Consider the following 26,581-nt stretch of genomic DNA (forward strand, 5'->3'; position numbering starts at 1 on the left):
TTATGTCCTGCTCATATCGTCTCTGCCGGCAGTTAGGGACACTCCTTGTCATTGGTGCAAAGTAACCTGTCCCCATTGCGCCAAGCGGCGTGTGCCGTTAAGCGGACGGGGTGTTAGCGGGACCTTCTTTTGGGCATACAATTGCTATTGGCTTGCTGCGGTGAAGGCCTGTCCGCTCCGCAGCTTTTTTCTACGGTTAAAGGAGTATGTATGTCCGTTGAGGTCATGAGGTCTGTGATCGAGGCCGCCGAGGGGCGTGTTCCCGTCGACACGCTGTTTGCCAACGCGCAGATCGTCGATGTGTACGGCCAGCGCGTGGCGCCCGGTAGCGTTGCCGTTAAGGATGGCGTGATCGTCGGTGTGCTCTACGATGGTCGCGACGATGCCGCCGGTACGTATGAGGCTGCCGAGGTCATCGATTGCCAGGGCCGCTATCTTGCCCCCGGTTTTATTGACGGACACTTGCATATCGAGTCTTCGAACATCCGCCCTGCCGAGTATGCGCGCATGGCGGCGACGCGCGGTACCACCACCGCTATTGCCGACAGCCACGAGATTGCCAACGTGGCGGGGCTCGATGGCCTGCGCTTTATGATCGAGGACGGTCGTCGCGCTCCTATTTCCATTAAGTACATGATGCCCTCGTGTGTGCCCGCACTGCCCGACGAGCAGGCCGGCGCCGTGATTACCGCCGCCGATATGCAGGCTTTTTTTGCCGAGCATCCGGGCGATGTCTTTGGCCTGGGCGAGATGATGAACCTGCCGGGCGTCTTTATGGCTGATCCCGAGACTTGCGCTCGCATCGACGCTGCCAACCAGACGCCGTCCAAGCAGGTCGACGGTCACGCCCCACTCGTTGCCGGCAAGGATCTCAACGCCTATGCCGCAGCAGGTATTATCGCTGACCATGAGTCGACGATTCCCGAGGAGGCGCTCGACAAGCTGTCCCGCGGCATGTATGTGATGCTGCGCGAAGGCACGTGCAGCCATGACCTGGCCAACCTGTCTCCGATGCTGCTGGAAAACCCCGCTCGTGCCCGTCGCTGCTGCTTTGCGACTGACGACCGTGCTCCCTCCGATGCGCTTTCGACCGGTATGATCGACAACGCCTGCCGCGTGGCTATCGAGGCCGGTATTGACCCCGTGGTTGCCATCTCTATGGCGTCCCTTTCTACGGCCGAGGCGTTTGGTCTGGACCACGGTTGTCGCGACCCGCACGAGCTCCGCGGCGCAATCGCCCCGGGCAAGCGCGCTGACCTGCTGTTGCTCGATGACCTGACGTTTGCTAAGGCTCCGCATCGCGTATATGCCGCCGGTGCCCTGGTGGCGCAGGACGGCACCTTTGTGGGCGAGATTGCACCCGAGATGGCCGAGGTTGCGGCCCTTGCCGATGAGCTGCGTGCTTCCGTTAAACTGCCGAAGCTATCGCTCGACGTGTTCGACTATGCCTTTAAGCCGGGCGAGGCTGTGATTGACGTGGTGCCGGGTAAGGCCATCACGGGTATGGTTCGTCCTGAGACTGACGAGGACTTGCGCCGCATTATGCTGATTGAGCGCCATGGCCGTGGCGTGTCGCTGCAGGCCGAGGGCGCCGACGGCGACGGCCCCGCGGGTCTGGGCTTGGTCGGCAAGCATATCGGCCGTGGTTGGGTGCGCGGCTTTACCATCACGGGCGGCGCCATTGCCTCCACGATCGGCCACGACTCGCACAACGTGTGCGTGGTGGGCGACAATGCGGCGGATATGATGGCTGCCGTTGAGGCCGTGGGCCAGGGCGGCCACGTGCTGGTGCGCAACGGCGAGGTCGTGGCGCGCATTCCGCTGGCGCTCGGCGGCCTGATGAGCGAGGGCGCTGCCGAAGACGTTGCGGCGCAGCACGACGACTTTATGGTCAAGGCGCGCGCCATGGGTATTGAGCCGCCGCTCGACCCCATCATGGGCATCATCTTCCTGCCCCTGCCGGTCATCCCGACGCTCCGCATCCGCCCCGAGGGCATGTTCGACGTCACAACCTTCACCTACGCCGACTAGTCATCGGGGACGTTTTTAAACGACTGGCCGTCGGGGTGGCGTGTCGCCTGACGCCGCGACCGTAGGGCCTCTGGCGCGCGTGAGCTATTTGCCAGGTCCTTGTAACGTTTGCGTCCGCGGAGTCTTATTTGAGCTCCCTTTGGGTACGGTGATTTTGGATATACATCCGATTCCATCAAGCCCGAAGGGAGCTTTTCTATGTTTAAACTGATTGCATCCGATATGGACGGCACGCTGCTTGACGAAAACGGCCAGGTGCCTCCCGAGACCTACGAACTGATTCTGGCGCTACACGAGCATGGCGTGCATTTCGCCGCATCGTCAGGTCGTCGCTACGATCGCCTGTGCGAGTTCTTTGCGCCCGTTCGCGACAAGATGGACTTTGTCGCCGCTAACGGCGCCCAGGTCTACGCCGACGGCAAGATGGTAGACCGTGAGGTGTATTCGCACTTGGCGATTCGAAGGCTCGCCCAAGCCGTCAGGACGTTTCCCAATCTGCATCTTGCGCTCTTTGACCGAACCAAGTCCTTCTTGCTCGATGATGAGTGCAAGTTCGTGCGCGAGGTCGATAAGGACCTTCCCAATGCCGAGCGCATTTGGGAGCTGCCCGATCCCAGCGTAAATATCATCAAGGCGAGTATCTTTTGCGATGACTGTGCCGTTATGGACAGTGCGTACGTGCTACAGCGAGAACTCGGTCAGCTCTTTACCTTTGCGCCTTCGGGCAACGCGTGGATCGATGCCATGCAGCCTGGTGTGTCGAAGGCCTCGGGTATCGCGCAGCTCGCGGAGCATTACGGAATTGGTCGCGACGAGGTCATGGCGTTTGGCGACTCGATGAACGACTACGAGATCATTCGCTTTGTCGGCACAGGCTGCGCGATGGAAAACGCGCGCCCCGCGCTCAAGGCGGTGGCCGATCGCGTCGTAGGCTGCAACCGCGACCACGCCGTTCAGCATGAGCTCCGTCGCGTGCTGGAGAGTCTTGCTTAATCCAGCAGTTAGGGACGTTCCTTTTCTGCCGGGTTGCTGCTGCTAGGCGAGGGCGGCCATGATGGTGTGGGCGACGCCGTCGTGGTCGTTGTCGTATCCGGTGACGGCGTCGGCGGCCTCGCGGTCTTCGGGCTCGGCGTTGATCATGGCCATGCCGTGGCCCGCTGCCTGCAGCATGGGGATGTCGTTGATGTTGTCGCCGAACGCCCAGGCGTCGGCGAGACGCTCGCCCAGGTGCTCGCATAGCCACGTGAGGGCCGTTCCCTTGGTGGCGCCCTCACCCATGACCTCGATATTCATGGCGTAAGAACGCGTGACCTCAATGCCTCCGAGCGTGTCGAGCTCAGCCGCGATGGCGTCGCGATCGACCGGGTCGTGCCAGTACATGGCGATGCGTTCGAGCGTCTCGACCCCGTCGATCTTGCTGTCGATATCCATGTCGATCGGTGTTCGTGTGCGCTTGAGCGAAGCCGCGATGTGGGGGTCGCCGCCGCAGAATTCGTCCAGGCGCGTGTAGAGCGAGCGGGGGAGGAAGCACTGCCCATCCGCGAAGATATCGAAGGTCACATCGTGGCCGGCGGCGATGCGATGGATGCGGTGGGCAATGCCACGGTCGAGCGGACGGCTCAAGATGCACGTGGCGCGCGAGGCGTTGGTGGGCGTATCCTCGTCGAGCTGCCAGACGCTGGCGCCATTGGCGCAGACGGCATAGTGCACGGAGGGATGGGCGAGGATGGGCTCAAAGATGCCCGACAGCGGACGTCCCGTGCAGGGCACAAATTCAATTCCGCGTCGAGCGAGTTCGTCGAGCATCGACCAGGTGGCATCGCTCATTTGCTTATCGCTCGTCAGCAGCGTTCCGTCCATATCGGAAAACACAATCATTTGATACAGCCCTTTCTGCTGGCATAAAAAGCGTGGCCGAGGGCGGCGATGCCCTGGCCACGCTCGAGTTCTATAACGGTTCGCGTCCTAGCGGTCGGCGAGCGGCTTGTACGCTAGCGGCTCGATCACCGGACGATAGGCCGGGCGAATAATACGGTGCGCGCAGAAGAGCTCTTCCATGCGGTGCGCCGACCAGCCGGCCATGCGGGCGACGGCAAATAGCGGCGTAAAGAGCGTCTCGGGCACGCCGAGCATCTTGTAGATAAAGCCCGTGTACAGGTCGATGTTGGCGCAGATGGGCTTGGTCATGCCGTGATCGCGCATCACTTGCGGGGCCAAGCGCTCGATGCGCTCGATGAGCGCGAACTCCTCGCCCAAGTCCTTCTTGGCGGCAAGCGTGCGCGCGTAACGGCGGCACACCTCGGCGCGCGGGTCGCTCAGCGTGTAGACGGCGTGGCCCATACCGTAGATGAGGCCGGTGCCGTCGAAAGCCTGCTTGTCGAGGATCTTGCCCAGGTAGGCCGCGACCTCGTCCTCGTCCTCCCAGTTGGAGACATGCGCGCGGATGTCTTCGTGCATGGACACGACTTTGGCGTTGGCGCCGCCGTGGCGCGGACCCTTGAGTGAGCCGATAGCCGCGGCGTAGGCAGAATACGGGTCGGTGGCCGAGGAGGACAGCACGCGGCAGGCGAACGTGGAGTTGTTGCCGCCGCCGTGCTCTGCATGCAGCATGAGCATCACGTCGAGCAGCATGGCTTCGTCACGGTTGAATGCCATGCCGCCGCGCAACACCTGCAGGATGGTCTCGGCGGTGGAAAGGCCGGGCGTGGGGTGCGGCACATGAACCTCGGAGCCGCGGCGCTTGGCGACCGAGGCCATATGCGCGAAGGCGGCGATGCGGGGGAGACGGGCGAGCATGGAGATGGCGACGTCGATTTCGTGCTCGGGCGTAATGACGTCGGGTTCGGCGTCGAAGGCGTAGAGCAACAACACGGCGCGCTGAAGCACATTCATGATGCTCGACGACACCGTGGTCATAGGGAACTCTTTGACGTACTCGTCGCTCAGATGTCTAAAGGCGCCCAGGCGCTCGCAAAAGCCGTCGAGCTCTTCCTTGTTGGGCAGCGAGCCCGTGATGAGCAGGTAGGCGACCTCTTCGTAGCCATAGCGATTCTCGGCCTGGGCATTGTTGACCAGATCCTCGATGCTGTAGCCGCGAAGCGTGAGCTTGCCCTGATCGGGCACGACCTTTCCGTCGACCTTGTTGTAGCCGTGCACATCCGAGATGCGAGTGAGGCCCGCGACCACGCCCGAGCCGTCGGCATTGCGCAGGCCGCGCTTGACATTGTGCTCAACAAACAGGCCCTCGTCATAAGGGTCGGTCGGCAGGCCGTGGTAGAGGCTTTCGCTCTCAGGCGAAATCTGGCGGCTTGCTTCGTAATCCAGAACCAGGCGGCTCAAGTGGTCATCGAAGCGGTAATAGATTTTCTTGGCGTCGTAGGCCATGCGCGCTCCTCTCCGGGCCGCATCGGGGTGACTTGCATGGGCATGCGCGCGTCAGGCTATCCCCAGCGGCTTGCTCGCTACAGGCGGTACATAAAGTTGAAGACGTCCTCGCGCTGGATGGACACGTTGACGCCCGAAAGCTCGCCGGCCTCGGCCAGCGCCTTCTGCAGCTCGGCGAAGTCGAGCTTGGACTCGGCGGTATCGGCCAGCATGGTCATGGTGAAGATGTCCTCGATAATGGACTGCGTGATGTCGCGGATGTCGACGTTGGCCTCGCCTAGGACACGGGTGACGCCGGCGACGATGCCGGGGCGGTTCTTGCCAAGGACGGTGATGACGATACGGGAGGACGAGATCTCGGCCATGGGAAACCCTTTCGCGTGATTGCGGCGCGCGCGGGGCGCTCCGCTACGGTACAGTGTTCATCATTGTACCTGTCTGGCGCAAAAAAGGCGCGCTCGCTGCGGCGTTACATGCCTGCAACATGAGCGTAAGGGGGAAGGCCGTACGGGGAAGAGCCGTCTGGCGCGTGTCCGGCTCGTGTTGGGTTGATTTCCGATCTCAGCCGAACACATTGAGCGGACAGGCCGTTCCCGCAGTCAGCCGAACGCCTCCGACGGCTGATTCCGAACTGGAAGCGGAGGGCATCCCCGCCCTTCGGTAGGGGATACCGCTCCGCGGCGCATGCCGCGGGCGGCGCCCCTATCGGACCACCGTGACCTCAGTTGGGATGGGCCCAGCACTGCCGCGTACTCGGTGAGCTAGAGCCAACTGTTCGTCTTCACGTCGCGTATGGCGATATTTCGGTCGTCCGGCTCGGTGATGCCGTAGCCGAACGCCTGGAGCGTCTCGATGGACTCCTGGATCCTCTGTTGGAACATGGGACCCGGATCGACCCTCGGCCCGAGGTGCCCGCGCCAAAGGCACGGCGTGGCGCGCAGCATGTTATGGATTTTGGAGATGGGCTCGATGTCGGCGTAGACGTTGAGCGTCGCCATGGCGTCCTTGTGGCCGAGGATCGATTGGAGCGCCTTGATATCGCCGCCTTGGCGGATCCACTGCGTTGCGAACGTGTGGCGAAGGCCGTGGAACGTGATCAGCTCGTCGTTGGTGCCCATGAGGCCGTTGGTCTCCGAGAACGTCTTGAACGCCCTGCGGATATAGCTTGTCGTCGCGAAGGTCGCGCCCGGCTCCGACAGGATGTAGCAGTCCCCGATCTCGACCGCCCCGGTAAGGCCGCGCAAGCGCAGCTTTCCGCAGTCGATCTCGTGGGTCTCCTTCAGGAAGGGGGGTAGGCCGACCGGGTCGATGGGGATACCCCTGGCGTCATGGGTCTTGGTGTCCTTGATGAACGAACCCATTCCCTTCGCGTACGCCACCGAGTGTCTGATCGAGATCAGGCCCGTCTCGAAATCCACATCGCACCACCGAAGGCCGCAGACCTCGCCGATTCGCATCCCCGTGTGCAGGGCGAGTACGACCGCCCTCTAATCCTCGGCGGACCAATCGAGTCCGAACTCCTTTCGGGCATCCTCTTCGCTCATGACTTCGAGAAGGTCTCCGGGTTGGCAACGAAGGGCGAGGCATAGCTGCTCGAGTGTGTTGAAGCGAATGCCGCGAATATGCCCTTTTTTAATACGGGACAGGTTCACGGGCGTGGTTCCAATCCTTTCGGCAAGTTCGTTCGAGGAAATCTTTCGCTCGGCCATGATCTTGTCGAGGCGAACAATTACGGGCATGGCGTTTCCTTACGCAATCTCGTCGGAGTCGAGGTACAGCTCTCGGGCGTACAAGAAGAGCTGGGAAAGCATGAACAGGACGATGCCGAGAACCAGAGAGGTCCAATCGAATGATGAAGCGATCTCTTGGGCGCCGACGGCCCCCTCGCCGCCAAACATCGAAACGGAGGTTTTGAGTGAGCCGGCGTAGAGGCTGGTGGCAGCTTGAACAACGAAGAGAATGCCGAGTACCTTCAAGCATGTCGCAGACCCTTTCTTGAAGGGGTCTCCGCTCTTGATCGTCCACACGAGAACGGCGCTGAGGATGGTCGTAGCGATACCGATGACGGCAGGGACCAATGTCGAGATCGCAAGGGCTGGATACGCGGGGGAGTCTGCAATTACAGGGTTGTCGAGCACTTCGATTGCTGGCTTTAAGGAGAACGCCACTTGTGCGATGGCGGTGGCGCAAAGGGTCGCAGAGGCTATCGCACATGCGATGCGGAAGGAATGAAGCCGGGGAGTGCGATTGTCGGAACTCATAATAACCTCCGAAGAATTTAAAAAACTCAGGTTACTTTTTAACAGTTTATGTTAAATTGACTTTGCCTGCAAGTAATCACAGCATGCTGCAACCGAAACCCCTCTAGATTGGAGAGGATTATGTTCAGTACTGTTAAGTCGTGTAAGCTCTTGGTTTTCCTCGGCCTCGCTCTTTGTCTGTTGCTGCCGGGAGCCCCCGCTTTTGCGGATACCCCGATGCCTCCTTCCCAGGAGAGCAGCCAGTGTGCCCTCGTTGAGCCCCTCGGGTATACGGACGACGTCGTCGATACCTACTGGAGCTACAGCTGTCCTCGCGGCGTAAGCGGGCACAGCATCTCGATGTTCAACATCTCTTACAAGACGATCTCCTACCGAAATGGCTATCGCCGATCCGCGCATCATAGGGAATCCCGCCTCGCTGCAATGTGCTCCTGTGGTGTTCTTGGCACAACTGATAAATGGCAATTTGTCTATAGCACCTACTAGATGCGAGGAAGGGCCGAGCATTTTGTTCGGCCCCTCTGTTCCGACTGGATGAGGTTAAGGTTGGCGATGAATATGCTCAAAATCTCGAAGGCGATCTTTAGGTCGCTTCTCTCCTCCAGGTCGCTCTGTGTTGTCGTTGTTGCGTTGATGGTTCTTTGTGCTCTGCCCGTCTTCAGGAGCGCGGCTGGCATCGACGGACGGGTCGAATACCTCGAGTCGGGAATAACCCGTGTTGAGCAGGAATTGTCAGCATCCTATGCGGATGCGCTTGTGAATGCGGGGGAGGACGGTGTCTATACCTCTTCATCAAGCATGCCCGCGCTTCTGTACCCTCTTGCCGCGGGACGTCTTATCTTGGCACCGCTCTCTCCCCTACTTCCGTTTCTGCAGATATCGGATGGAGAGTACACCTATTATGACGGATCGAAGGAGTACTTGCTATGGGTCGCAACGGCCGTTGCCGTCTCGTTCCTTGCCGCGCGTCTTAACAAACGTGAAAAGCTCATCATCCAGGCACCGATGGGCGAGCTGGGTAGACTTGTTGCATCGAGCGTATGGGCGAGTGTTTTTGCAATGCTTGCCGTCCTCGCCATCAATCTTCCAGGGATAATCGCCGCGCTTGTGAAGAATGGCCCGGGCTCGCCGTTCTATCCGATAGGCTACATTCAATATGCGACTCCGGTTATCAAACCGGCTTGGCTGGTGTTCGCGCAGACGGCCATCTTGCAATTCTTGGTGGCAGCGTTCATCTCGCTTGTCGTTCACCTTGCCGTGAAGATTGCCAATAACCCTACGCTTGGAATCGTGTTCGTATGTGCCCTGATGGGGGTGACGATGGTTCCCGGGTATTACGGAAGATCCATCGCTTTACGTGAGTTCGCCCTGTTGAATCCCCTTACGTATGCGAACACTGAGTTGACCGTCGGCGCCTATAGCCCGTACCCGACAACGCAGATAGTGAATCTGCCTGGACTTTGCTTCGAGCGTGGCGCGATTGCCCTCGTATGCGCAATCGGGATCGAGGTGCTGGCAATTAGCCTGCTTTGCGTTGCTGGAAAGAGCGGCTGCGCGTGCCCGATATCCCCGATTTGTCTTGAGAGAGGTTCCTTCACTGCATCGAGAACGGCAACTCGTTCGAGCGCTTGTGCCTCCGCCGTTGCATACGTAAGAACGATGGGGAAACTGCTCCTGCGTTCTCCTACCCTCGCCGTATGCGCGATTGCAATGTCGACGACGATGCTGGCCCCGGCTCTGGTCGAGATGTTTCCTGACGCTGATAACGTTTCCGCTGTTCGGTATAGGGATGGGGAGCTCCGTTCAATAGATCGGTATCTAGAGCAGAACGCTGCGAATATGGACGTCGAGGGCAAAGCGGCCCTGGAAGACATGCGGGATGCTCTTTCGGGTTTCGTGTACGCGCCTATGCCTGCGGAGGGGTTTCGAAGCCTTGCGACGTACGAGCGCGCTCGAGGTGAGCTGGGCGCGGCAGATGCGACTCTCCTGCAATCGATCGGAATCGAGCCGGAGACTCCTTCTCGTGCGGAGGCGCGCGCCCTTCTGCTTGAGTCGATCGCGAGCTTGCCGGACCCCAAGGTTTACGAGTTAAGTACGAAGATGCCCCCATTAATCCTCCTTTCGTATCTCCAGGCAGCGCTTCCCTCCTTATTTTTGCTGTTGCCCGTGGTTGTCACATCGCTCGCGTGCACCCACCTGCAGTGTCGTTCCCTTCTGGTTCTCCAGATCCCCGCAACAGCGCATGTGCGTTTTCTGACGGCTGTTGCGCTGGCTCTCCTGCTTGGCTTGGTGCTGCTTTTGGTGTCGATGGTTCCCGCTGTCGTTGTGTCCGTGATTAAGAACGGTGCGGGTGGATCGGAGTATCCCGTCGCTCTCATTCGGGCGGGAGCTTCGACAACGTCCATGGTGGGGGAGGCGGTGTTGTGCAGTATTCCGTTGCTGGTCATGGCATACGGCGTGATTTCCGTCGTCGCTGCGTTGACAGCAGCGATTAGCCGCAACCCCGTTGTCACCGGAATGGTTTGCGCGGTTCTCTTGGTGTTGGGTTCGTTGAGCGCTCATGTTGAAAGCGTGGGCATGGGCGTCGCGCTGCTGGCTCCATTCGCCTCGTTTGATCCCGCTTCCCAGGTGGGGACGATTGGGTTCCTTGGGCGAGGGACGAACGCGATGCCTTTTGGAGAGGTCGTCGGCGCATCGGGCGCTCTGCTGGTGGTCTTGGGCGCCGTATCTCCGTTGATGGTGCGCCTGAGTGTTCCAAAGATCGAAAGGGGATGATCTCGATGATTGACCTTCAAACGCTGACGATCTCTTATGGAAAGAAGGTGCTCGTAGATTCGGTGAACGCTGAGTTTGCCCCGGGTACGGTCTACGGTCTCGTCGCTCCGAACGGGCATGGAAAGACGACGTTGCTGCGTGCGATGGCAGGTTTGCCGGGTCCTCGCGTGGACGGGAGCATCGTTCTGGATGAGGTGCAGGGTACGGGTGCGAGAGAGGTCCGTTCTATGATCTTCTATGCACCTGGTGAGGGGACGCTGCTGTATCCCGGATTGCGTGCGGAAGATCACCTCAAGATGGTTTGCGATATGTGGCCGCATGCTCGCGATATCGAAGAGATAGTGGAACAAACGCAGATAGGCGAGTTCGCGAAGATGAGGATCCGCACTCTGAGCCAGGGCATGAAGCAGCAGCTTACCCTGGCGATTGCGTATGCGACGGGCGCGCGGTACCTTCTATTAGATGAGCCCATGAACTCGCTCGACCCCAGCAGGGTGGACTTGCATTCCGAGATTCTCAGGAAGCTGGCCGATTCTGGTACGTGCATCATCATGTCATCCCACATCTTGGATTCGGTCGATAGGCTGTGCGATGAGATTCTGTTTTTGAAGGATGGGAGGCTCATTAGAAGCATTCCGCAAGATGATGCTGCGCCGAAGTCTCCTGGATCCCATTTCGCAAAGCCTGCCGGACGCGCCGAGGGTGCGCTAAGCACGTATCGGCGACTCTACGAAAAGGGCGGGTAGAAATGCAAGTTAAAAATCTATGTGGCCAATGTGATACCGTTGAACCCGCATATCGATACCGCTCAGCCATTCGCCTCGCCCCCGTCGCACGTATCTTCATCCGGTCTGTTACTTTTAATCTAACGATGCTTTGAGGAACGTAGGTGCTTCCAAATGTACTGTCGACTTCTTCTCAAACTGATCCTAAGAGACAAGGCCGCATGGATTTGTACGCTCGTTCTCGCTGCAGCCTTTTCCGTCCCCATTGCGTTCAATTCACCCATCTACGGGCCCTTCTTTATGAAGCAGGGCATGCAGAGCTTTGTCGACGCATTCAATACGCGCGCGCCCCAGGCCAACGGCACAGACCTATCGCCAGAGCAGCAAGCTGACGCGGAGCTTGCAAGATACGCGAACGCCGCCCTTGCCGCTCAAGCCGACGCCGCCTTTCTCGATTCTGCCGAGAGCTACTACGCGCTCATGGGCGAAGGCTTCCAATCCGGGTCCATCGTGGGAGACCAAGAGACCAATGACGCAGACCTCGCGTATTGCCGTGCCCTGAGCAGCTCCGGCATCACGGATATCCCGGCCTCCGCAAACGACCTGCCATTCCTTTCCTTCCTGCCTTACGCCATTGCCGCGGCGCCGTCTTTCCTTCCCTTCATCCCCTTCCTTCTCTCGTCGATACTCGTGCTCGGCGCCACAAGGCCTGCGACCCTGGCGGCAAAGGCGCCCGCGCCCAAATTCCGGCGCCTTATCCAGATCGTGTTTTCGATAATCGTCGCGGGGACCGCGATGCTCCTCGCCGGCCTCGCACCCGGGGGCATTTACGCCTTGGTCCTAAACGGCTTCGGGCAAATTGGGTACCCGATCGCCTTCTTCCATGACGGCGCGCTTGCCACCACGACCGCGGGAAACGTCTTCACGACCCTGCTTCTCGCGCTGCTTGCGGGCGGAACCTTGATATCCGTTTGCTCCGCCGTCCTATCGACCGCAACGAGGCGCGTCCTCGCGGGCCCCCTTACCTCCGCGCTGCTTGTCGCGGCCCCGGCATTCCCGTTGCTGTCCGATTCGGCACTAGGGCATAACGCCGCGCTCAATCTCCTGCCGCTGGCCGTGTTCTCGCCTATCGAGGCCACGGGTTACGTAGGATGCTTCCCGACAGAATTCATTGGCTCCGGTTCAGGCAGCGCATCGATGCTTGCCGTGGCCCTGGCATACGTCGCGGTCTTTTTTGCGGTCGGCGCCGTTGCGACACGTTCCCCCAAACAGCCTGGACCCGCGAAAAAGCACCATGGGCTCGAGCTTCTAGACGCGAGCGTGGGATACGGAAGCACGACGATACTTTCAATCGGGTCGCTTTTCCTGAGCCCGGGAACGGCGGCGGGCCTCGTTGCTCCCAACGGCTCGGGGAAAACCACCCTTCTTGAAGCGCTGTCGGGCCAATTTCCCACCCGCATCCGCTCGGGAAGCCTGGCGGCAGACGGAATCTGCCAACGTCGATCAGCCGAATTTGCAGAACTCGTCTACCTGAGCTCTTCGGGCAGCGCGGATCTCTACCCCACGCTATCGGCCATCGAGCACCTTGCTTTCGTTAGGGAGGCGTGGAAATCGGCCGCCGACATCGACTCGCTCTGCGACTCCCTCGGAATCTCCCCATATCTCGACAAGCCGACCCGTAAACTCTCGACAGGAATGAAGCAGCAGGTAAAGCTTGCCATGGCGATAGCGACCGATTGCCCGTACCTCATCCTCGATGAACCGCTGAACGGCCTCGATCCGGGAAAGCGGAAAACCTCCTGCGACGCGATGCGCAGCGAGGTGGCGCGGGGACGAAGCGTGCTCATTTCAAGCCATCTGCTCGACGACCTGGCAGACCTCACCGACTCGTTCTACTTCATCGAGGCCGGCGCGCTCGTGGAAAAGATCAAGTCGTCCTCGCAGGCGCTCAAGCAGGAATACCTCGATACATACGAGGAAGGTGAATGACATGAAACTGTTTGAACAGCTGAAGTCCAATGCGTCGCGCATGGCTGTCTACGTCATCCTCGTGGCAACGGCTTTATGCGGAATCGCGGCACCCGTCTATGCGCTCAACGGAGAGAAAGGCGATGTCGAACCCGCGTACATGGCTTCGACGGTTAAGGACCGGTACAAAGCCTTCTCTGGAGACACGTTTTACGTAGCAGAGTACGACACGACCTACCGTCAGCTTCGCTACAACAAGGGCTACGACTATCTAGGCGCAGAGGCAATCAGCTATACGTCGGGTTGGTACCGCTCCAACTATGGACACATAACCCAGTTCAAGTGTAACTACCGTGTGTACAACTAAAGCAACCGGCCGGGACGAGGGGTGACGCAAAAGCGTCGCCCCTCGTTTTTAACCATGTCAACTGAACCTAGTTCAGTTTGGTTGATTTCCGATCTCAGCCGAACTCATTGAGCGGAAAGGCCGTTCCCGCAGTCAGTCGAACGTCCCCGGGGCCCTTCTCAGGCCCCGGGGACGGCATTTTCCCAGTTGAAGGAACGGTGGAGATGTGTTTCGATGGGTCAGATTCGTGTCGTTCCGAAAAGACCGTGAACCTTTTGTGGGACACGCGGCGCCGTGGTATCATAGCCGAGTTTGTTGTCTTGGTCGGAAACCAAGACGCCTTATGCGCTGATCGGTAACCAGCGCCTGACCAATAAGGAGTCCTACCATGAAGCAGGGTATCCATCCCCAGTATGTCGAGTGCACGGTGACGTGCTCCTGCGGCAACACCTTCAAGACGCACGCTACCGTGTCCGAGATGAAGGTTGAGCTTTGCAACGAGTGCCACCCGTTCTACACCGGCCAGCAGAAGTTCGTCGACACCGGTGGACGCGTCCAGCGCTTCGCCGACAAGTTCGGTGGCGCCGCTGCCGCCCAGCTCAAGAAGGCTGAGGAGGCCAAGGCTGCCAAGGCCGCCAAGGCTGCTGAGGCCGAGGCCGCTCGCAAGGCCGCCGCTGAGGCTAAGGCTGCCGAGAAGGCCAAGCGTGCCGCTAAGTTTGCCGAGGAGGCTGCCAAGCAGGCCGCCGAGGCTCCCGCAGAGGCTCCCGTCGATGAGGCCGCTGCCGAGGCCGAGACCACCGAGGCTGCTGAGTAAATAGCTCGCCGCGGAATCGCTCGCATTCATGGCATGAGGGCCGTGCATCCATTTGGGTGCGCGGCCCTTTTCTTTTTAATTAGTGCAAACTAACCTGTCCCTATGGCACCAAATGACAGAGAGGCGGCGTTTGCCCAGATAAAACCTGTCAAAATAAACCTGTCCCTTTTTGGCAGGTTGGTCATAGTTATTACGTGGCGGTCGAGGTCGACCGTATAGGCCGCGCCTTGTTTGGCTAAAGTACAATCATCTGTGTTTAACTCGCCCGCAGCTGCACGGCGTGGGCGATGGCCAAAAAGGAAAACCACATGGGATTCATGTCAAAGCTGCTGTCCTTTGGATCCGATAAGGACCTTAAGCGTTACTACAAGATCGTCGACCAGATCAACGGTCTTGAGCCCCAGTTTGAGAAGATGACCGAGGAGGAACTCCGCGGCCAGACCGATAAGTTCCGCGAGCGTTACGCCAACGGCGAGTCGCTCGACGACATGCTCCCCGAGGCCTTTGCCACCGTGCGTGAGGCTTCCAAGCGCACCATGGGTATGCGCCACTTTGACGTGCAGCTTATTGGCGCCATGGCACTGCACGAGGGCCACATCGCCGAGATGAAGACCGGCGAAGGTAAGACCCTCGTCTCCACGTTGGCCGGCTATCTCAACGCTATTGCCGGCAAGGGCGTGCACGTCGTTACTGTCAATGATTACCTTGCCAAGCGTGACTCCGAGTGGATGGGCCGCATCTATAAGTACCTGGGCATGACCGTCGGTCTGCTCCAGAACAACATGCCGCTCGAGCTCAAGCGCCCGGCCTACCAGGCCGACGTCACCTACGGCACCAACTCCGAGTTCGGCTTTGATTACCTGCGCGACAACATGGTTACCCGTCCCGAGCAGCGCGTGCAGCGCGGCCACAACTACGCCATCGTCGACGAGGTTGACTCCATCCTGATCGATGAGGCCAGGACGCCGCTCATTATCTCGGGCGCTGGCACCAAGTCCGCCAGTACCTACAAGGACTTCGCGCGTGCTGTGCGTGGCCTTGAGCGCGGCGAGGACGTGTCGCACGACATGCTTACCGCCACCGAGGACGTGGAGCCCACGGGCGACTACGTCATGGACGAGGCCAAGCACACCATCGCCGCCACCGAGCGCGGCCTTAAGAAAATCGAGCGCCGCCTGGGTATCGATGACATCTATGCCGATCTCTCCGGCCAGCTGGTCAACCACCTGCAGCAGGCGCTGAAGGCCCAGTACATGTTCCACCGCGACAAGCAGTATGTGGTCACCAACGGCGAGGTCAAGATCGTCGACGAGTTCACCGGCCGCATTATGGAAGGCCGCCGTTACTCCGAGGGCCTGCACCAGGCCATCGAGGCCAAAGAGGGCGTGCTTGTACGCGAGGAGAACCAGACGCTGGCCACTATCACCTTGCAGAACTACTTCCGTCTGTATGACAAGCTCTCCGGCATGACCGGCACGGCACTTACCGAGGATGCCGAGTTCCGCGAGATCTACAAGCTGCCCGTCGAGGTCATCCCCTCCAACAAACCCGTTCAGCGTGTTGACCACGAGGACCTGGTGTACCGTACCATTCAGGCCAAGTACAACGCCGTCGCCGACGATGTCGAGCAGCGTCACGCCAAGGGCCAGCCGGTCCTGGTGGGCACCGTCTCCATCGAGAGCTCCGAGAAGCTGTCGGCCGCCCTTACCAAGCGCGGCATCGCGCACGAGGTCCTCAACGCCAAGCACCATGAGCGCGAGGCTCATATCGTTGCCCAGGCCGGACGCTACGGCGCCGTGACCATCGCTACCAACATGGCCGGTCGTGGTACCGACATCCTGTTGGGCGGCAACCCCGACGAGCTGGTGCGCGAGCGCCTTGAGTACGAGGGCCTGACCATGGAGGACGTGACGCCCGAGCAGCTTGAGCAGTTTAACGCCGAGGCCAAGGAGACCTGCAAGGCCGAGCGCGAGCGCGTGCTTGCCGCCGGCGGCCTGACCGTTATCGGCACCGAGCGCCACGAGTCCCGTCGTATCGACAACCAGCTGCGCGGCCGCTCCGGCCGTCAGGGCGATCCGGGCGAGACTCAGTTCTACCTGTCGCTCGAGGACGACCTCATGCGCCTGTTCGGCGGCGACAAGATGGACCGCGTCTCCAAGATGATGGTCACGGCCGACATGGGCGACGACATGCCCATCCAGCACAAGATCATCTCCAAGGCCGTCGAGAGCGCCCAGCACAAGGTCGAGAGCATCAACTTCTCCATGCGCAAGAGCGTCCTTGAGTACGACGACGTCATGAACAAGCAGCGCCAGGTCATCTACGCTGAGCGCAATAAGATTCTGGACGGCAAGGACCTGACCGACCACATCACCGAGGTCATGCACGACACCGTGTACCGCTGCGTTCAGGAGTTCTGCACCAAGGACAGTCACGATGGCGAGCGCGACCTGGAGGGCCTGCGCAAGTGGGTTGTGGAGCTCACCGGCCACATCGATACGCCGAAGTTCCCCGACGAGGATTATGAGGCTCTGGCTGCCGATGTCCTGGCTTACGTAGAGAAGTGCTACAACATGAAGGCCGAGCGCTTGGGCGAGGACCTGATGCGCGAGCTCAACACCCAGGTCATGCTGCGCGTCATCGATACCCGCTGGATGAACTACCTGCAGGAGATGGACTATCTCAAGACCGGCATCGGCCTGCGCGGCTTTGGCCAGCGCGACCCGCTGGTCGAGTACAAGACCGAGGCCTACGGCGCGTTCCAGATCCTCGTCGACACCATGTACGAGGATTACCTGCGCACGGTTCTGCGCATCGAGATCAAGGCTGCCCCGCGTGCCGTGGAGCACAAGGAGGAGCCCGCGCTCGAGGGTGCGCACTTCTCCGGTCCTGCCGAGGTCGATGGTGACAACGGCGACTCGGTGCTGCGCAAGCAGGCGCAGGTGCAGGCCCGCACGGCTGTCCAGGGTGGTCCGGCTGCCGTCAACAACGGTGGCAAGGTGACCACCTATCGCAAGTCCGAGAGCGACGATCCGTACGTCAACGTGGGCCGCAACGACCCGTGCCCCTGCGGTAGCGGCAAGAAGTTTAAGTACTGCCACGGCAGGAATCGTTAATGGCTGAGGCTTTAGAGGTAACGCCCGCCGAGCTGGACGCGTTTGCGGACCGGCTCGGTGAGGTCGAGTCGTATCTCCACTTGGACGAAAAGCGCACGCGCGTGACCGAGCTCGAGGCCAAAAGCGTGGCCCCCGGCTTTTGGGATGACGCCGACGCCGCCCGTGCCGCCATGGAGGAAATCGCGCGCACCAAGGAAGATATCGCTGCCGTGGACAACGCGCGCGGCGAGCTATCTGACGCCCGCGCGGCGCTGGAGCTTGCCGAGGAGATGGGGGATGACCCCGACGCCGCCGCCCTTCGTGAGGAGGCTACAGCCACGGCTGAGCGCCTGGCACGTGTCATCGATGAGTTTGAGCTTTCGAGCTGGTTTACCGGTGAGTTCGATCACGGCGATGCCATTGTGACCATCAAGCCCGGACAGGGTGGTCTGGAGGCCCAGGACTGGACCTTCATGCTCTTTAAGATGTACATGAAGTACTGCCAGCGTCGCGGCTGGAAGGTCACCATCAACGACTGTCCCGCAGCCGAGGTCATCGGCATCGACCGTGCGACCTTTACCGTCGAGGGTAAGGACGCGTTTGGCATGCTGCGCGCCGAGGCCGGCGTCCACCGTCTGGTGCGCATTAGCCCCACCGACGACAAGAAGCGCCGCCAGACCACGTTTGCCGGCGTTGAGGTCATCCCCGTGCTGCCTGACGATATCGACATCGAGATCAGTCCCGACGATATCCGCGTGGACGTGTATCACGCGAGCGGCCCGGGCGGACAGGGCGTCAACACCACCGACTCCGCCGTACGCGTGACGCATTTTCCCAGCGGCATCGTTGTCACTTGCCAAAACGAGCGCAGCCAGATTCAAAACAAGGCCGCGTGCATGCAGATTCTCAAGGCCCGTCTGTACGAGATCGAGCTCGAGAAGCGCGCCGAGGCGCTCGACGAGATTCGTGGACCCAAGACCACGATCGGTTTTGGTAACCAGATTCGCAGCTACGTGCTCTACCCGTATCAGATGGTCAAGGACCTGCGCTCGGGTGTGGAGACCAGCAATGTCGAGGCCGTTCTTGACGATGGCGATCTGGATCCGTTTGTAATTGGCTATCACCGTTGGGCTACCGGCAACGCCGGTGCGGAAGGCTCGGACGCCTAGGCACATGGTTGGCTCCGGGTCGATGCAAACACTTCGCAGGGGGTGGTGTTTGCTCGGTGAATCGGTAGAATCGAATACAGTAAGAAGTTCAAAGCGCACTCGTTTGGGTGCGCTTTTTTGAGGGAGGCAGCATGGCATATCGTCTGGACATCAAGCGCATTCTTTCGCTGAACTTCTTTCATGACTTGCCCAAGATCATGTTTGGCTGCGCCCTGGCAGCTATCGCGACGGATCTGTTTTTGATTCCCAACGGTCTTGCTGCCGGCGGCGTTACGGGCCTCGCCACGATTATCCAGGCGGTTGGCGCCTCGCATGGCATCTCGCTGCCTGTCGGTATTCAAACCATCGTGATGAATGCCTTGCTGCTGCTGGTCGTTATGCGCGAGGGGGGCATGTTCTACGTGGTCCAGACGGCGACGGGCTTTGTGCTGCTGGGCTTCTTCACCGACCTGTTCGCTCCGTTTGTGGCGCCGCTGGCACATGCCGACCTGATGCTGCCCGCTATGTGGGGCGGCATTATCACGGGCATTGGCTACGGCATGGTGCTACGCGCCGGTGCCAACACTGGCGGCTCTGACACCATCGGTCAGATTATCTCGCGCAATACGTCACTACCGGTGGGCTCCACCGTCATGGCGATCGACGTTGCCGTGTGCGCGCTGTCGGCCCCGGTCTTCTCGGTCGAAAACGCGCTGTATGCGGGCCTTTCGATGGTCATTAGCGGCTACGTGATCGATGCCGTGGTCGACGGCGGCAACAGGCGCCGTATGGTACTCATCATCTCGGACAAGTTTCCCGATATTGCGGCCGACATCATGTATGGCCTGGGTCGCGGCTGCACCAAGTTTAAGGCGACCGGCATGTACTCGGGCGCCGAGAAGCCGGTGATCATGGTCATTGTGAGCCGCCGCGAGCTCAACACCCTCAAAACGATCGTGCGCGAGCGCGATCCTCACGCCATTGTGACGGTCGCCGACGTTACGGAAACCTTCGGTGAGGGATTCAAGGACATTAACGCGTAGGGCCGACTGCGTTCCATCCAAAAGACGTTCACATTGATAAACCGTTTCATCAGCGGTTCTGCCTGCTCAATTGTTCAAATAATGATAAATACTCTGGTAAAGCTTCCAGTTTCCAGCATAATGAATGACGTACGTGCATCGCGGCTGTGTTGGGACTACCTTTCCGTGCCGTGCGCATCTTGTCTTAAGAGGATGAAAGGAAGGCACAATGAGCGACGAAGAGCTCAAAAAGGTTGCCAACGAGGTAAGGAAGGGCATCGTCACCGGCGTGCACGCTGCCAAGTCCGGCCATCCGGGCGGTTCGCTCGGCGCTGCCGACATCATGACCTATCTGTACTTTGAGGAAATGAACGTCGACCCGGCCGACCCCCGCAAGGCCGACCGCGATCGCTTCGTGCTTTCCAAGGGTCATTGCGCGCCTGGTCTGTACGCCGTGCTCGCCGAGCGCGGATTCTTCCCCAAGGAGGATCTCGAGACGCTGCGCCACATCGGCAGCCACCTGCAAGGTCACCCCAACATGAACGACACCCCGGGCGTCGATATGTCCACCGGTTCGCTCGGCCAGGGCATCTCCGCCGCCGTGGGCATGGCCGTTGCCGCCAAGCACTGGGGCGACGACTATCGCACCTACGCCCTGCTGGGCGACGGCGAGAGCGAGGAGGGCCAGGTTTGGGAGGCCGCCATGTTTGCCGGCAACCAGCAGCTCGATAACCTCTGCGTGATCGTCGACCACAATGGCCTGCAGATCGACGGCCCCGTCGAGGAGGTCAACGACCCCATGCCGCTCGCCGACAAGTTCCGCGCCTTCAAGTTCCACGTGGTGGAGCTCGCCGACGGCAACGATTTCGATCAGATCCGCGCCGCCTTTGCCGAGGCCCGCGCCACCAAGGGTCAGCCGACCGCCATCATCGCCGAGACCACCAAGGGCAAGGGCGTTTCCTTTATGGAGAACCAGGTGGGTTGGCACGGCAAGGCCCCCAACGATGAACAGTTTGAGCAGGCCATGGCAGAGCTCACGGCCGCCGGAGAGGAGCTCTAGGATGGCAGACGTCAAGAAAATCGCCACGCGCGTAAGCTACGGCGAGGCCCTCGTCGAGCTCGCCAACGAGCACGATGACTTTGTGGTCCTCGACGCCGACCTGGCCGCCGCCACGCAGACCGGTAAGTTTAAGGCAGCCTGCCCCGACCGCTTCTTCGATGTGGGCATTGCCGAGAGCAACCTGATGGGTGTTGCCGCCGGTATCGCGACCACCGGCCGCGTCGCCTTCGCGAGCACCTTTGCCATGTTTGCCGCTGGCCGCGCCTTTGAGCAGGTCCGCAACTCCATCGGCTATCCGCACCTTAACGTTAAGATCGGTGCCACGCACGCCGGTATCTCGGTGGGCGAGGACGGCGCCACGCACCAGTGCTGCGAGGATATCGCTCTCATGCGCGTCATCCCCGGCATGACCGTTATCGTTCCGGCCGACGATGTCGAGGCCCGCGCCGTGACGCGCGCCGCCTACGAGTGCGACGGCCCCGTGTACATGCGCTTTGCCCGTCTGGCCTCGCCGGTTATCAACGACCCCGAGACCTACAAGTTCGAGTTGGGTAAGGGCATTGTCATGCGCGAGGGCGCCGATGTGACCATCATCGCCTGCGGCCTGATGGTCGGCGAGGCTCTCGAGGCCGCCGAGCAGCTTGCTGCCGAGGGCATCGATGCCAAGGTCATCAACATGCACACCATCAAGCCCATCGACGCCGACCTGATCGTCAAGAGCGCCACCAAGACCGGCCACGTCGTGACCGTCGAGGAGCACTCTGTGATCGGTGGCCTGGGCAGCGCCGTTGCCGACGTCCTGTGCGAGCAGTGCCCGACGCCGCTCAAGAAGATCGGCGTCAACGACACCTTCGGTGAGTCTGGCCCGGGTGCCGAGCTCCTGCACAAGTACGGCCTGGACGCCGCCAACATCGTGGCGACCACCAAGGAGTTCTTGGCATAGAGCAACCACCGCTCAAATCGGCCACAAGCCAATAGCAAATAGACGTAGACAGGGACGCCCTCAAAAAGAGGACGCCCCTGTTTTTATATTTCAGCAAAATCAGTGCCGCATCAAGCAAGGCCTTCTTCGGGAAAAGGGCCCAGTACGGCAACGTGCAATTCAGCCCTCCCAACTTTGTATGTGCAGCACCCCAAGATCACGCGGCGACCCCATAGTAGCCGCAGGCCGCGCACAGGGTTACCTCCCAAATCTTTCCGCAGGACGGAGGCGCCCCCGCAGCGCGAAGCGCGCAGCGGGGGCGCCGACATGTCCGAGGACGATTTGGGAGGTAACCCTGTGCGCGGCCGGTGGGACCAAACCCCGCCATGCTTCTTATGTGCAGTAAAGCTAATGCTGCTAAAATACAAAGCGCTCATGTAGTTTAAACGCACGACGATAAGGAGCACCAGTGGGTAACCACTTCCGTACCTCCGGTGCGGGCGATGATGCCCCCAAGACGCAGACAGGCGTCCAGGGCAGCCGTTTCGCCACTCCGGATTCAGAGGGCCAGCCTGTTGCTCAGGCCCCCGCTCAGCCGGCAGATCAGGCACAGCCGGCATCCGATCCCTTTGCCTACAATCCCACCAGCGATGTTACGCTTTCCGGCACGGCGGGGTTTGAGCCCGTTCAGGCTGTGACCGCTCGCGTGGAGCAGCCTCAGGCTGGCGTCGCCGCGCCGCAGCCTAGCATGGCCGGCATTCCCGACCCCATGGCTCCTGCGACACCGGCTCCTCAGCCTGCGCAGTCTGGCCTCTTTGCCGCTATTCCCGATCCCACGCAGCCTGCTGCCCCGGTGGTCGAGAGCGATCAGGCAGCCGAGGTCGCAAGCCTCGATAACGCGCTCAACAACCCCGATTTTACGTCGGTGTTTGCGCCCATCGATCCGCAGGCCAGCCGCAAGAAGATGGCCAAGCAGGCCGGTGTCGAGCCCGTCATCCTTATGGAGCATGTCACCAAGATCTATCCGGCACAGCCCAACAAGCCTGCACTTGACGACATCAACATCGAGATCTATCCGGGCGAGTTCGTCTTCCTGGTCGGTCACTCCGGCTCGGGTAAGACCACGCTGCTGTCGACGCTCAACCGCGACGTCAAGCCGACGAGCGGCCGCATCTTGGTTGCCGGTCAGGACCTCATGAAGATCAAGAACCGCAAGGTTCCGTTCCTGCGCCGCCAGATTGGCGCCGTGTTCCAGGACTTTAAGCTTCTGCCGCAAAAAACCGCCTACGAAAACGTGGCGTTTGCCCTGCAGTGCATCGGCAAGCCCAAGGGCGTCATTCGCAGCCAGGTGCCCGAGGTGCTGCGTCTGGTCGGTCTGGCCGATCAGATGGACTCGCTGCCCGACCAGCTTTCCGGTGGCGAGCAGCAGCGCGTTGCCGTCGCCCGCGCTATGGTCAACCGTCCGCCGCTGCTGATCTGCGACGAGCCCACGGGTAACCTCGACCCGGCGATCTCGCTGGGCATCATGAAGCTGCTCGAGCGTATTAACCGCACCGGCACCACCGTGATCGTCGCCACGCACGACCGCGAGATGGTCGATAGCATGCACCGTCGCGTGATCGCCCTCGAGGGCGGCCACGTTATCCGCGACCAGGAGAGGGGAGGTTACGGCAACTATGGCACCAACTAACGTGGGCTACTCCTTCAAAGAGGCAATCAGCCACTTCTTCCGTAACTGGACTACCTCGCTCGGCGCCGTCATCACGATCTTCCTTTCGCTGTTTATCATCGGCCTGTTCATCATGGGCTCCGCGATGCTGAACTCCGTGATCGGCACCGTCGAGGATCAGGTTGTCATCAACGCGTTCATTAGCGATGACGCCGATCAGGCCGATGTTCAGGCTTTTGAGGCCGAGCTTAAGACATGGAATAACGTCAAGTCCGTGACCTATAAGGACAAGGACGACGCGCTGGCCGAGTATACGAGCAAGATGTCGGGCAACGCCGACGCCACCATGAGCGCGCTCGATGGCCAGAATCCGCTGCCGGCTTCGTTTGCAATTGAGATGGACGATCCGTCCAAGGTCGAGAGCACGGCCCAGAAGCTCAAGAAGAACGCCGACTTCCAGAAGATCGCGGATGACGGCGACGTCAACGCGAGCGTGCTGTACGGCCAAGAGGAAGTGAGCCGCCTGTTCCAGGTGACCAACTACATCCGCATCGCCGCCGTGGTGCTCGTTGGCCTTTTGACCTTTATCGCATTCATCTTCATCAACAACACGATTCGCCTGTCCATCACGGCGCGTCGTCGTGAGATTGCGATTATGCGTCTGGTCGGCGCCAGCAACGGCTTCATTCGCGGCCCGTTTATCACCGAGGGCGTACTGCAGGCCATTTTGGGCTCACTGCTTTCCATCGGCGTTCTGGAGCTGCTGCGCAATCTGATGATTCCGCGTTTGCAGGAGAGCATCGGCTGGATGTCGTTTGCCCTGCCGATGCAGTACTACCTGGTGACCTATGCTGCGCTGATTCTGGTCGGTGTGATTATCGGTCTCTTTGGTTCTGCCATAGCCATGCGCCGCTACCTGCGCGTGTAGGCATGCCTGGAATTCATCCCTTCCAACGGGTCGTCTCTTATGGGGCGGCCCGTTTTTTGATCTCTAGGGGACGGCAGGAAAGCGAATCATTTGGGTAGACTCTTTGGAGTTCGTCATCGATAGCAAGGAGGCGCCATGGGGCGCAATAACAAGCATAAGCGCGGTGCTCGCAATAAGCGTGGGCCGGTGCGCAGCGAACGCCGTCCGAGCCTGACCGGGCGCGTGCAGCTCCATGAGCATGGCGCCTATGTCATAACCGAGAGCGGCGACTACAAGGTTATGGGCCGCGGTAAGCGCGAGATCATGGATGGCGATACCGTTGCCGTGAGCATTAAGAACAGCCCGCACGGTGAGCGGCGCGCCGTGATCGAAGGCGTGGTTGAGCGCGCAGCCATAAGCGTGGTGGGTACGTACCAGACCGCTGGTCCGCTCGGTGTGATCGAGCCGCTCGATTCGCGCCTGAAGGCCGACTTCTTCATTCTGCCCGAGGATACCTCGGCGGATCGTCTGGGCGTCCACCCGGGTGATGCCGTTGTCGCGCGCATTTTGACCTACCCGACGCGCCTGGAATCGGGCACCGTGACGATCGAACGCCGCATTGGCGGAGATGACGCGCCCGATTTGGGCGTTCAATATGTGATGGCGCGTTACGGCTATACCGATAGCTATCCCGAGGCCGCGCTAGACGAGGCCGAGGGGCTTTCGCTCGATGTGTCCGCAGCGCTTAAGGACCCGCTCCGCCGCGATCTGCGCGACCGCTTTGTCATCACGATCGACCCGGTCGACGCGCGCGACTTTGACGATGCCATTTCGCTGGAGCGTACGCCCGAGGGTGGCTACAAGCTGGGCGTGCATATCGCCGACGTTTCACACTATGTGGCTTGGGACGGGCATATCGATCTTGAGGCTCGCCATCGTACGACATCGGTTTATCTGGCCGATCGCGTGCTTCCCATGCTGCCCGAACGCCTGTCCAATGACCTGTGCTCGCTTCGCCCTGACGAGGACCGTCTTGCGTTTACCGTTGATATTGAGCTTGATGCGCAGGGTCGCGTGCGGCATTACAATCCGTATCCCAGCGTAATTCGCTCGCGTGTGCGTATGGACTATGACGGCGCCGAGGCGCTGCTGGTGCGTGCCGGCGCGGTTGAGTATTCGGTGCTGGAGGGCGCGGCCGAGGATGTTGCGGCTGCCGAGACCTCGCGCGAGGACGCGCTTGAGCGCGGTCTTGCGTGCGAGGAAGCCGCCCGCGGCTATAACGTCGACCTCGGCGATTTCCTTGTCGCCGCCAACGAACTCGCCGAACTTCGCCGTCGTATTCGTCGTGCCCGCGGCTCAGTCGATTTTGACACGGCCGAGATTCGCGCTCTATTGGATGAGGACGGAGTGCCCGTGCAGATTGTGGCGCGCGAGCGTTCGTGTGCCACGTCGCTTATCGAGGAAGCCATGCTACTCGCCAACGAGTGCGTTGCAGAGTGGCTGGCAGACCGTGATATCGAGGCCTGCTATCGCGTGCATGAGGATCCGAGCCCCGATAGCCTGCACGGTGCCGCCGTTGCGCTGGCGCAGCTAGGCATCATCGACGATCGCCGTGCTGCCGGTATCGCCCTGGGGAGTCCCGATGAGCTACAGGCTGCAGTTGATGCTGCCGCCGGTACGGCCAACGCACCGCTCGTCAACACGCTGCTTCTGCGCAGCATGCAGCGCGCACTGTACAAGCCGCGCAACGAGGGCCACTTTGCGCTCGCCGCGCCGTGCTACTGTCACTTTACGAGTCCCATCCGTCGCTACCCCGATCTGGTGGTGCACCGCGTGCTCAAACTGCAGTTGGCCTATGAGCAGCTCGGCGGCAAGGACGCCCTGGTCCGTACGCCGCGGCTGATCGGCAAGGGGCGCGAGTCGCTGCCGCGCATTCTGCCGCAGATCTGCCGCGCATGCAGCGATGCCGAGCGCGCGGCCGATGCCGCCAGCCATGCGACGCAAAAGATCAAGATTGCCCAGTACTATGAGGACCGTCTGGGCGAGCGCTATGCCGGATCCGTCTCGTGGGTTAGCAGCATGGGCCTCTTTGTGCGCTTGGACCTGACGCAGGTCGAAGGCTTGGTTTCGATCAAGAGCCTGGGCAACGAGTGGTTCGAGTTCGACGAGGATGCGCTCACGCTCACAGGTGCCGACACGGGGACTCGCTATGAACTGGGCCAGCGCGTGATTATCGAGGTCTCGCGCGTCAATACTACGCGTGGGCACTTGGACTTTAAGCTTATCCATTAGCCAAATCTCGACTCATGACGGGAGAGCGGAGGGCGGTCTTTCGGGGCCGCCCTCCGCATTTGGATCATGGCTACCTTGCCGTCTGCACGGCCGCCCGCTTACCTGCTATTGGAGAGGTAAATCGGGACTGCGGACAAAAAGTTGGACCATCAGGTCCGGTTT

The 26,581-nt window shown here is 60.6% G+C and carries 21 protein-coding genes; 15 read left to right on the forward strand and 6 right to left on the reverse strand.

Going from position 1 to position 26,581, the window contains the following annotated elements; genetic code table 11:
- The first annotated feature begins 210 nt into the window (after positions 1–210).
- Positions 211–2,031, forward strand: coding sequence for an adenine deaminase (locus DW151_RS09230; RefSeq protein ID WP_118335520.1), 1,821 nt, complete (start codon positions 211–213; stop codon positions 2,029–2,031).
- Between the two features lie 198 nt (positions 2,032–2,229).
- Positions 2,230–3,024, forward strand: a complete 795-nt coding sequence (locus tag DW151_RS09235; RefSeq protein WP_118335522.1) for a Cof-type HAD-IIB family hydrolase — start codon at positions 2,230–2,232, stop codon at positions 3,022–3,024.
- 42 nt (positions 3,025–3,066) lie between these two features.
- On the opposite strand, the gene DW151_RS09240 is transcribed toward DW151_RS09235, so the two are convergent.
- The 6 genes from DW151_RS09240 to DW151_RS09265 all read right to left on the reverse strand — a co-directional run bounded on the left by DW151_RS09240 (position 3,067) and on the right by DW151_RS09265 (position 7,676).
- A complete protein-coding gene (locus DW151_RS09240) occupies positions 3,067–3,909 on the reverse strand; it encodes a Cof-type HAD-IIB family hydrolase (RefSeq protein WP_118335523.1) in 843 nt (280 codons plus the stop codon).
- 87 nt (positions 3,910–3,996) lie between these two features.
- Entirely contained in the window at positions 3,997–5,415 is a 1,419-nt protein-coding gene (locus DW151_RS09245) for a citrate synthase (RefSeq protein ID WP_118335525.1), read from the reverse strand.
- Positions 5,416–5,492: 77 nt separating this feature from the next.
- Positions 5,493–5,780 carry an ACT domain-containing protein gene (locus DW151_RS09250; protein ID WP_006235289.1) on the reverse strand — a complete coding sequence of 96 codons (288 nt, stop codon included), beginning with the start codon at positions 5,778–5,780 and terminating at the stop codon, positions 5,493–5,495.
- A gap of 396 nt (positions 5,781–6,176) precedes the next feature.
- The gene (locus DW151_RS09255; RefSeq protein ID WP_255413778.1) at positions 6,177–6,884 is read right to left on the reverse strand and encodes a site-specific integrase; all 708 of its coding nucleotides are present in this window, start codon (positions 6,882–6,884) and stop codon (positions 6,177–6,179) included.
- 18 nt (positions 6,885–6,902) lie between these two features.
- Positions 6,903–7,154, reverse strand: a complete 252-nt coding sequence (locus DW151_RS09260; protein ID WP_006235292.1) for a helix-turn-helix transcriptional regulator — start codon at positions 7,152–7,154, stop codon at positions 6,903–6,905.
- A gap of 9 nt (positions 7,155–7,163) precedes the next feature.
- A complete protein-coding gene (locus tag DW151_RS09265; protein ID WP_006235293.1) occupies positions 7,164–7,676 on the reverse strand; it encodes a DUF2975 domain-containing protein in 513 nt (170 codons plus the stop codon).
- Between the two features lie 552 nt (positions 7,677–8,228).
- Here DW151_RS09265 and DW151_RS09275 point away from each other — a divergent pair.
- The 13 genes from DW151_RS09275 to DW151_RS09335 all read left to right on the forward strand — a co-directional run bounded on the left by DW151_RS09275 (position 8,229) and on the right by DW151_RS09335 (position 26,419).
- Positions 8,229–10,451, forward strand: coding sequence for a hypothetical protein (locus DW151_RS09275; RefSeq protein WP_117734371.1), 2,223 nt, complete (start codon positions 8,229–8,231; stop codon positions 10,449–10,451).
- 5 nt (positions 10,452–10,456) lie between these two features.
- The gene (locus DW151_RS09280; RefSeq protein ID WP_158568414.1) at positions 10,457–11,197 is read left to right on the forward strand and encodes an ATP-binding cassette domain-containing protein; all 741 of its coding nucleotides are present in this window, start codon (positions 10,457–10,459) and stop codon (positions 11,195–11,197) included.
- A gap of 153 nt (positions 11,198–11,350) precedes the next feature.
- Positions 11,351–13,165, forward strand: coding sequence for an ATP-binding cassette domain-containing protein (locus DW151_RS09285; RefSeq protein WP_118335529.1), 1,815 nt, complete (start codon positions 11,351–11,353; stop codon positions 13,163–13,165).
- Between the two features lies 1 nt (position 13,166).
- On the forward strand, positions 13,167–13,511 hold the full coding sequence (locus DW151_RS09290) for a hypothetical protein (RefSeq protein ID WP_118335531.1): 345 nt from the start codon (positions 13,167–13,169) through the stop codon (positions 13,509–13,511).
- A gap of 367 nt (positions 13,512–13,878) precedes the next feature.
- Positions 13,879–14,304, forward strand: coding sequence for a 50S ribosomal protein L31 (rpmE, locus tag DW151_RS09295; RefSeq protein ID WP_118335532.1), 426 nt, complete (start codon positions 13,879–13,881; stop codon positions 14,302–14,304).
- A 308-nt stretch (positions 14,305–14,612) separates the two neighbouring features.
- Entirely contained in the window at positions 14,613–17,420 is a 2,808-nt protein-coding gene (secA, locus tag DW151_RS09300) for a preprotein translocase subunit SecA (RefSeq protein WP_117641062.1), read from the forward strand.
- Complete coding sequence (gene prfB, locus DW151_RS09305) at positions 17,420–18,568, forward strand: peptide chain release factor 2 (RefSeq protein ID WP_118335533.1); 1,149 nt, start codon at positions 17,420–17,422, stop codon at positions 18,566–18,568. The genes secA and prfB overlap by 1 nt, the downstream gene beginning before the upstream one ends.
- Positions 18,569–18,699: 131 nt before the next feature.
- On the forward strand, positions 18,700–19,590 hold the full coding sequence (locus tag DW151_RS09310) for a YitT family protein (RefSeq protein WP_118236899.1): 891 nt from the start codon (positions 18,700–18,702) through the stop codon (positions 19,588–19,590).
- Positions 19,591–19,798: 208 nt separating this feature from the next.
- Complete coding sequence (locus tag DW151_RS09315) at positions 19,799–20,629, forward strand: transketolase (protein ID WP_099432020.1); 831 nt, start codon at positions 19,799–19,801, stop codon at positions 20,627–20,629.
- Position 20,630: 1 nt separating this feature from the next.
- Entirely contained in the window at positions 20,631–21,572 is a 942-nt protein-coding gene (locus tag DW151_RS09320) for a transketolase family protein (protein WP_118335534.1), read from the forward strand.
- 448 nt (positions 21,573–22,020) lie between these two features.
- A complete protein-coding gene (ftsE, locus tag DW151_RS09325) occupies positions 22,021–23,241 on the forward strand; it encodes a cell division ATP-binding protein FtsE (RefSeq protein ID WP_118335535.1) in 1,221 nt (406 codons plus the stop codon).
- On the forward strand, positions 23,228–24,148 hold the full coding sequence (ftsX, locus tag DW151_RS09330) for a permease-like cell division protein FtsX (protein WP_089572231.1): 921 nt from the start codon (positions 23,228–23,230) through the stop codon (positions 24,146–24,148). The genes ftsE and ftsX overlap by 14 nt, the downstream gene beginning before the upstream one ends.
- Positions 24,149–24,283: 135 nt before the next feature.
- Positions 24,284–26,419, forward strand: coding sequence for a ribonuclease R family protein (locus DW151_RS09335; protein WP_118335536.1), 2,136 nt, complete (start codon positions 24,284–24,286; stop codon positions 26,417–26,419).
- Positions 26,420–26,581: the final 162 nt, after the last annotated feature.

The sequence above is a fragment of the Collinsella sp. AM13-34 genome (assembly GCF_003473055.1).
Classification (GTDB): domain Bacteria; phylum Actinomycetota; class Coriobacteriia; order Coriobacteriales; family Coriobacteriaceae; genus Collinsella.